The organism is Legionella drancourtii LLAP12, assembly GCF_000162755.2.
In the GTDB taxonomy this organism is placed as follows: Bacteria; Pseudomonadota; Gammaproteobacteria; order Legionellales; family Legionellaceae; genus Legionella; species Legionella drancourtii.
Genome location: NZ_JH413802.1, coordinates 43,655 through 50,941, shown reverse-complemented (window position 1 = coordinate 50,941; position 7,287 = coordinate 43,655). Strand labels below are relative to the sequence as shown.

Below are 7,287 nucleotides of genomic sequence, written 5' to 3'. Positions count from 1 at the left end.
AAGTATGTAGTCAGTAAAGACCAGAAAGCCTTTATGGCTGATTTAAAATTAGTATATAAGGCCTCAAGCAAAGATTTGGCTGAGCATCATCTATTAGAGCTGGAAGAAAAATGGGGTAAAAAATACCCTGCAGTAATGAAGTCCTGGAATAATAACTGGGAGGCGCTATCACAGTATTTTAAATATCCTGAAGAGCTCAGGCGTATCATTTACACTACTAATATTGTTGAAGGATTTCATCGGCAAATTAGAAAGTACACTAAAAATAAAGGCGCTTTTACCAGCGAAAACGCCCTTATTAAACTTATTTATTGTGCTTGCCAGCAAGTTCTGGAAAAATGGAATCAGCCCATGCACAATTGGGCTCTTATCGTGTCTCAGCTACAAATCTACTTCGAAAATAGACTAACACTGGGGCTTAGATAATGACTGAGGTGACACAGTTAGATGAACACTCTCGTATTGGATGCTTCTTTATCTCTAAAAAATTTAATGTGGCCTAAGGTAGTATGACCACATCAAAACACCTTAAATCTTATCCGTCACAATTTTTTTAGCTTTTTTAACCTATTAGCACTTAAATTCTGTATCAATTGCCTATATGCATCCCGTTTCAGATAAATAAGGTACGTTATCCATCACAACATTATTGGTAATTATTTTTTCAAATGACTGATTTTTTATTAATTGCTCGCATAATTATGACCACAGATATTTCATTTAGCCCCAGGTACAGCTATTTTGAACTACTTAGGCGATTTGTTTCGACCTCTAGGGCATCGCTTAAAACTTCCCCTTTTGCCTTGCATTTCCACTCTTTCTTGTAGATGAAAGAAACCAGAGTTGAGAGTTCATTTAAAACAGCTTGCAAAAATTTGCCACCAGTAGACCGGTGTTCTGCAAGTATTTCTTTGTTTTCCGTTAAGATAGTTTCTATATTTCTAATACGATCCAAGTGACTAGAATCTTCGCTGTTTTCTAAGACATCTATCATATGATTCACTATACGGCATTTGCGAACCAGCTTAGCTAAGTCTGGAGATTCAGTCAGATTCATTAGAGGTATCTTAACCAAATCTGAAACCTCAGTTATTTTCTTCTTACTAACTTTTTGTATTTCTTTATAAAGATATGCTTGATATGCAGTACAAAGCTCCATAAGTTTAAATGCTACTTTTAATGATTCGTCAGGAGCCTTAAAAAAAGATAAACCAGATACATTGCACTTAGGTGGCTCATCGGAGGCCACAAGAGGCTGTTTTGCATTATGTTTCTCATCACCCGGCTTAAAATTTTCCACCTGAGAAATTATTCCGACCTCTGCTAGGTTCAAAGGCTGTCCCTCTGGTTCTTGTGGGGCTCCCGGTACGGTGGCGCTCCAAAAATGTACAGGATTCTCACTTAATTGATTAGGTTCATTCTTTTGCCTTACTCTTTCCTCAAGTACTCTCTCCAAACTCAACGAGGATTGAAAATAGATGAAATCGCAGCCCGATTGTTTTGCGGCGTTTAAATAGCGAGTCATTATGGCTTCAAAAACATCTTTGTGGTTACTAAACTGGCTTTTGTAGGTGTTCTCAAGCTGTGCGCAGGCCAGCTGCATTATTTCCTTTTTGGTATCCTCTGGGATATTGATGGTCTTGAGGCATTGTAGGTGTTCCTCAACATCACCGTCCCCGTTAATTAAACCTTCGTAGGCTTGTTGTAACTGAGCACAATTATCTTTGGTAATGGCATTATCAAAATAAGGTTTGATGTATTCATTCAAGGTTTGTTTAATCATATTTGCTGTAACGACCTTGAATAAACCATGCCCAAAAACAGATTGCATCAGTCGTCGCAACACGCCAGAATAACAGGATGGCTTATCGCCCTCGCTCACGTCATCATATTCTTCTTCTTTGGGGCTGCCGTCTTGGTCATACTGCACCACCCCATTGATAGTCACTACCCGGGATTTATCCCAATTATGCGCACGACCAATTAAAGCAATTTGCTTGATGAATAATGTTTTTCTCCCTTCCAGGGTATATCCATCAATCGCAGGGGCCTCTTCATCAAAAGCAGCTAAATAGAATAAATTGATAAGTGCTTGATATTCTTCAAACGTAGAATAACGAAGAGCTGTTTGTTGACCTTGTTCATTGTCGTAAACATAAACATAAGACGCATTATCTGCCATCCAGGGGTTGGGTTTCGATAGATAACGATAGGCGGTATGTGCCTCGTGTTGATGGTAGGCAATTAGCGCATTTTTATATTGTTCCTTGCTTAACCCTTCTTTTAGCTGTTGGAATTCATCCCACTCAAACGGAAGCATCTGCGTGTGTTTTTTGCCATAGCGGTCAACCAACTCAAGGGTTGTAGGATTCGCTTCGTAACGTTTCTTTAACTCATTTTTTAACGAAGCGAAGGCTTGGGTATGGCCTCCTAACTCGTTTATTTTCCCTTGATAGTGTTGCTTTAGTTGATTAACTACTTCACGCTCTGACACCGATAACGCCACCATCGATGATTCTTTATCCTGAGCCATCTGTCTTAAATCCAAGGTGCCATCACCCTCGTTCTCATAAAAATTATGTTGCTCTGCTACTCTTCTCACCTCAGGTAATTGCAGTAAAAGACTGCTGGCTTCTTGATTGCCGATGCGAATAGCAAGTCTTAAAAGCTCATTTTCCCCTCCCTCATCGCTCATCGGCAGATGGCATAAAGCGCGAACTGAGGGGATGCTCAGTAACATACGTATCTCATCAGTCACATCTTCTGCTGCTGCATGCTCTCTATCTACCCCTCTGCGAATCAGATTACGTAACATATAAAAACACAATCGGGCCTCTTGTTCATCGAGGTTAAATACACCATTGGGATTGGTTTGCTCATATTCATTTTTAGCGTGTTGATAAGCATTTATTTGATGAGCAATAAAGGGGTGAACGAAACGTCCATATTCATGGTCGTGTGGTTCAGCGTAAGCCAAGCCTGCTCCAATAGTTAAAAAATGATTTACTGTGTCACGTATGGCCATTTTGAGCGGCGAATCGGATGGCATCATAGTTATCAGCCTTCACCGCCTTTTTTCGTTCCGCTTTTGTAAGATGGGATTCCAGATACTTAATGGTTTCGGTATGGCCATTATTAGCAGCGAATCGATGGATTTATAGTAGTTAGCCTTCACCGTTTCTTCATTGTATGAGAGTGCTTGTAAGTGAGATACTTTATTAAAATAACTACAAACCTGGAAAACAGTCATCTTTTGACCAAATAATGCTTCACTTAATCGGTAATGATACGCCAAAGCTTCTTTTAATAAGCTTATATTGGGGGGCTCACTGTTTATAAAAGCACGTAATTCAGGGTATTTTAAAAGGGTTTCTTCCATAATAGAACAAGCTGTACCAGGCATTTTAGATTACCTTAATAAGGATTAAATTATGCTTATTATAAGTGCATCACCAAACTACGTCAATAAATTGACCAACATGTATATCTAAGAGTCTATTTTGTGCCATGGAATTTGAAGGCTCTGTCGAAAATTTTTTACATAATTGAGTATGGCCATATTCTGGGCGTAGTTAGACCGACAACTCATAAAACTGTTTCAGCATTCGATGCAACTCAATTCCCGCGATTGTTGCTTCTGCGGCTTGTGATTTTTTAATTTTGAGACTTGAGCCTATTTTTAATTTAATGTATTGATCTTCAAATATACCACAATGCAAATACAATTTCATTTTCCAACGAGGAAGGAGTTCTTGAAATCAAAGACTCTTACAATGAATTGAATGACCCAGGAAAACCAATACCTCCAGAAATTACAAAAATTACCGGCATTCATAACGAAGATGTAGTTGGCAAGGCAATTAATTGGGATTTTGTTTTACAAGCGCTAAAAGATAGCCACGTAATCATATGTCATAATGCTCAATTTGACCGTAATTTTTTAGAATTACAAACCCCTGAAAAGATACAAAAAAAAGTTATATCCCTCCCTTTCGGTTGCACAATAAAAGATATCGATTGGAAAGAGCGTAATTATGAAAGTTCAAAGCTTGATTATCTTAACTGGAAACTAGGCTATTTTTATGATGGGCATGACCCCTGGCCGGGATCCTGGTAAAAAAGGGGTGTGTTCATTTTTAATTCAAATTTACTTTCAATTTTTTGCTTTCGACAATATAGATGCTCGGCCGGAAATCTAACGAAAAGGACCGTTTGTTGATCATTTTCAATCCAATGTGAATTCGATCTTGAATTGATTACTATTGATAAAATTAATCAACAACCTGATGTTGCTCAATATTAAAAGCTGGATGGCACGAAATACAAAGTGCCAAGTTACCCTCCCAGTAAAATTTTTCACCAGCCTCAATTAAAACTACATCGCCGACATTTAATAAATATTCAGTATCATTAACGACCACTTTTCCTGTCCCATTTTGGACATAAACAATTTCTTTGCATTTTGTATTCATTGCATATTTGCGATTAGGGTATCGACCTGAAACATTCACTACTGCAAAATCAAGATCATTGTCCATCATTGGATATTCTGTAACAACACATACATCACTATTTATTCGTTCTATCGTTTGATTTTTATAAGATATTTTCATAATAACAACGCTCTTTAAATTTTCAAAAAAAACTAAGTCTTTTATGAGTCAAAATATTAATTTTATTCTTAGCTGTTAAGGAGATGGTATCCACGCGCCTTTTTCAACATATGATACTTCACCATGGCCGGGCCACGGTGGCATAGTCACGCAAATAAAAACCAAATCACTTTCATCACTTCGATATTGAAAAACGGTACCTAATGGGATATCAATGCCAGTACCTTCTTCAAGAACTGTGATTGCTTCTTGTTTTCCAGACTTGCGCCAAATAGCACCTTTCCCCGAAATAACATACCAGAATTCGCTAACTGTTTTGTGGCGAACAATTTTGGAAATTGTGCCTTTTTTTAAGGTGCAATGAGCCATACCACCCAGAGAGTTATTCATAAGTAACCTCACTTCAGCTCCAGCTGGTGATGTATGCTGATATTCTTTAGGAATTTTCTGTGTAAACATATTCACTCTCTATATTAATGTTAATATGTTTAAGTTGTTTTCTTTATCTGAACTCTCTATTATTTAATATTCTTCTAACTGAGGTGCGACCAATACCAATTTTTTTCGCAATTTTAGATTGACTTTGACCCTGTTCAAATAAACCAATTACTTCTTGTTCATATTTTTTTGTGGTTACAGGTCGTCCGTGTGCTTTACCTTTATTTCGAGCATGTGCAATACCTGCCTTGACTCTTTCTCGTAATATTTCTCGCTCAAATTCAGCGAATATTGCTAACAATCCTGCCATAGCCCTACCTGTTGCTGTCGTTAAATCTAGCGCTTCAGTCAAAGATATAAACCCAACACCCAATCCATTCAGTTCATTAAGAGTATGAAATAGATCATTAACGGAACGACCCCACCGATCTAATTTCCAAACAATAATAACATCAATCTGTCGGCGTTTCGCTTGATTAATAAGTTCTTCACGTTGAGGTCTACTATCTTTCGCACCGGATGCAATTTCTGCAATTTCAGTTTCAATTTGCCAATCTCGTGCTTTAGCATATTTTTTCATGGCATCGATTTGCATTTCTAACGTATGCTGATCATGCGTTGACACTCTGGCATAAATTCCTGCTTTCATACCTGGCCAAAAACCCCTTGAAATTCGTCCGTCTAAAACCCTTTAAATATAAGGATCCAAAGTCTTGATTTTTACATGGCCATAAACTACTGTTTTCGGCCACCACAAAAGATACCTTAAATTCACAATGACTGCAATTCACGAAACCGCTTATCCAAGATTGAAACCTAATCCTGACAACCAAGAACTCCAACAGAATTTTTTACCATCAAAAGCAGAGCTTGAATTTCTCAATAAAAGCACCAGTGAGAAATCACCTCATAGCCGGCTTGGTTTTATGCTTTCGCTAAAGTGTTGTCAATGTTTAGGGTATCACATTCCAATTAACACAATACCTAAACCCATTATCGAATATATTGCCAACTGCATTGAGATTAAAGTGGATAAAGCAAAGCTACAAAATTACATGCAGCTTAAACAACGCAAGCGTCACAAAATAGTTATCCGCAAATTTCTGGCCATTAATGAATGCAAGCAGCAACGCAAGTCAATAATGAAGTCTGCTGGATTAAAATCTGCTGCCATTAAAGAAAACTTAGCCGACATAATCAATGATATGATCGAAGAACTCATCAAAAACAATTTTGAAATTCCAGCATTTTCAACATTGCTTAGATTGGCACGAGCTGCGAGAACAATAGTTAGCTCCGTACTTTATCAAAAAGTCAGCGACCAACTTACCGATGAAACTAAGCAATTTTTTGATCAGTTATTGCTATCCACTTCGCCTGTCCATGAGTACAGCAGTGGCTGGGAATATCTTAAACAGGAAATGAAAAAACCATCTGTTACAAATATTCGACAATTTACTGATTACCTCGAGCAGTTACGCAAGTGGCGAGATGAAAGCCCAATTGATCTTTCTGATATTCCTGAACACCGTTTAGAGCAATATGTTGCTGAAGCAATGGCTTTAGATATTGCTGATATGCGCCGTATTAAAGAGGCCAAAAGATATGCTTTATCAGCTATGTTGTTATATCATCAGTATGCTATATCACTTGATAGCATTGTCACCGTGCTGGCACGCTGGCTGCGTAAAATAAAACATGACGCAGCGGAAGCGTTACAGGAAATCAGGAATTCCAACCAAAAAATAACAGATCAACTCATTAGTAGCCTTAAACAAGTTCTCGTCGCAAGCAAACAAACTGCCCAAACACCTGAAGAAAAACTAGTGCTAATTGAGCAAAGCTTACCAAAAGATATCGATGCGTCAATTGAAGCCTGCGAACAATATCTGGCTTATGCTGACGATAACGATTTACCTTTAATGCTGAAGTTTTATCAAGTAAAAAGACATACTATGTTTCGCTTACTCAAGCAGATTGAGATCAAGTCAGCTTCTAAAGATGTACTAGTAGAAAAGTTAGTCGAATTCATATTGTCACACCAGCGAAGTCATGGAGAATATGTTGAACTCAATCCAGAAGAGTTTAATAATTTGGAATGGCTTGATGACCAGTGGTTTCAGTTCATTACCGAGGGCAAGACCAAGCGTCATACAAATCAAATTCGAATCGTTAATAAACAGAAGTTAGAGTTGGCTGTCTTTATATCTGCCATGGATGAAATTAACTGTGCCGA

9 protein-coding genes are annotated in these 7,287 nt (G+C 37.9%); 3 read left to right on the top strand and 6 right to left on the bottom strand.

The window, feature by feature from the left end; translation table 11 throughout:
• Positions 1-426, top strand: a 426-nt coding sequence (locus LDG_RS03425) for a transposase (RefSeq protein WP_040534334.1), incomplete at its 5' end; no start/stop codon positions are given.
• Positions 427-736: 310 nt separating this feature from the next.
• On the opposite strand, the gene LDG_RS18350 is transcribed toward LDG_RS03425, so the two are convergent.
• From LDG_RS18350 to LDG_RS19515, 3 genes are all read right to left on the bottom strand, one after another.
• On the bottom strand, positions 737-3,052 hold the full coding sequence (locus LDG_RS18350) for a hypothetical protein (protein ID WP_006869746.1): 2,316 nt from the start codon (positions 3,050-3,052) through the stop codon (positions 737-739).
• A 12-nt stretch (positions 3,053-3,064) separates the two neighbouring features.
• The gene (locus LDG_RS18345) at positions 3,065-3,403 is read right to left on the bottom strand and encodes a hypothetical protein (protein WP_006869745.1); all 339 of its coding nucleotides are present in this window, start codon (positions 3,401-3,403) and stop codon (positions 3,065-3,067) included.
• 169 nt (positions 3,404-3,572) lie between these two features.
• Positions 3,573-3,731 (bottom strand): hypothetical protein, encoded by a 159-nt coding sequence (locus LDG_RS19515; protein ID WP_158307860.1) that lies wholly within the window; start codon positions 3,729-3,731, stop codon positions 3,573-3,575.
• Between the two features lie 47 nt (positions 3,732-3,778).
• Here LDG_RS19515 and LDG_RS03415 point away from each other — a divergent pair, with 47 nt between their 5' ends.
• Positions 3,779-4,117, top strand: coding sequence for a DNA polymerase III subunit epsilon (locus tag LDG_RS03415; RefSeq protein ID WP_006869743.1), 339 nt, complete (start codon positions 3,779-3,781; stop codon positions 4,115-4,117).
• Positions 4,118-4,271: 154 nt separating this feature from the next.
• Here LDG_RS03415 and LDG_RS03410 read toward each other — a convergent pair whose 3' ends face one another.
• From LDG_RS03410 to LDG_RS03400, 3 genes are all read right to left on the bottom strand, one after another.
• Entirely contained in the window at positions 4,272-4,613 is a 342-nt protein-coding gene (locus tag LDG_RS03410) for an AraC family ligand binding domain-containing protein (RefSeq protein ID WP_006869741.1), read from the bottom strand.
• Between the two features lie 75 nt (positions 4,614-4,688).
• Positions 4,689-5,072 (bottom strand): cupin domain-containing protein, encoded by a 384-nt coding sequence (locus LDG_RS03405; RefSeq protein WP_006869740.1) that lies wholly within the window; start codon positions 5,070-5,072, stop codon positions 4,689-4,691.
• 43 nt (positions 5,073-5,115) lie between these two features.
• Positions 5,116-5,700 (bottom strand): recombinase family protein, encoded by a 585-nt coding sequence (locus LDG_RS03400; RefSeq protein WP_006869739.1) that lies wholly within the window; start codon positions 5,698-5,700, stop codon positions 5,116-5,118.
• 160 nt (positions 5,701-5,860) lie between these two features.
• Here LDG_RS03400 and LDG_RS03395 point away from each other — a divergent pair.
• Positions 5,861-7,287, top strand: a 1,427-nt coding sequence (locus LDG_RS03395; protein WP_233491408.1) for a DUF4158 domain-containing protein, incomplete at its 3' end; no start/stop codon positions are given.

Excerpts from the sequence above, each read along its gene's own strand:
- LDG_RS18350 (WP_006869746.1), bottom strand. The coding sequence starts at position 3,052 with ATGATGCCATCCGATTCGCCGCTCAAAATGGCCATACGTGACACAGTA.
- LDG_RS18345 (WP_006869745.1), bottom strand. The coding sequence starts at position 3,403 with ATGCCTGGTACAGCTTGTTCTATTATGGAAGAAACCCTTTTAAAATAC.
- LDG_RS19515 (WP_158307860.1), bottom strand. The coding sequence starts at position 3,731 with ATGAAATTGTATTTGCATTGTGGTATATTTGAAGATCAATACATTAAA.
- LDG_RS03410 (WP_006869741.1), bottom strand. The coding sequence starts at position 4,613 with ATGAAAATATCTTATAAAAATCAAACGATAGAACGAATAAATAGTGAT.
- LDG_RS03405 (WP_006869740.1), bottom strand. The coding sequence starts at position 5,072 with ATGTTTACACAGAAAATTCCTAAAGAATATCAGCATACATCACCAGCT.
- LDG_RS03400 (WP_006869739.1), bottom strand. The coding sequence starts at position 5,700 with ATGAAAGCAGGAATTTATGCCAGAGTGTCAACGCATGATCAGCATACG.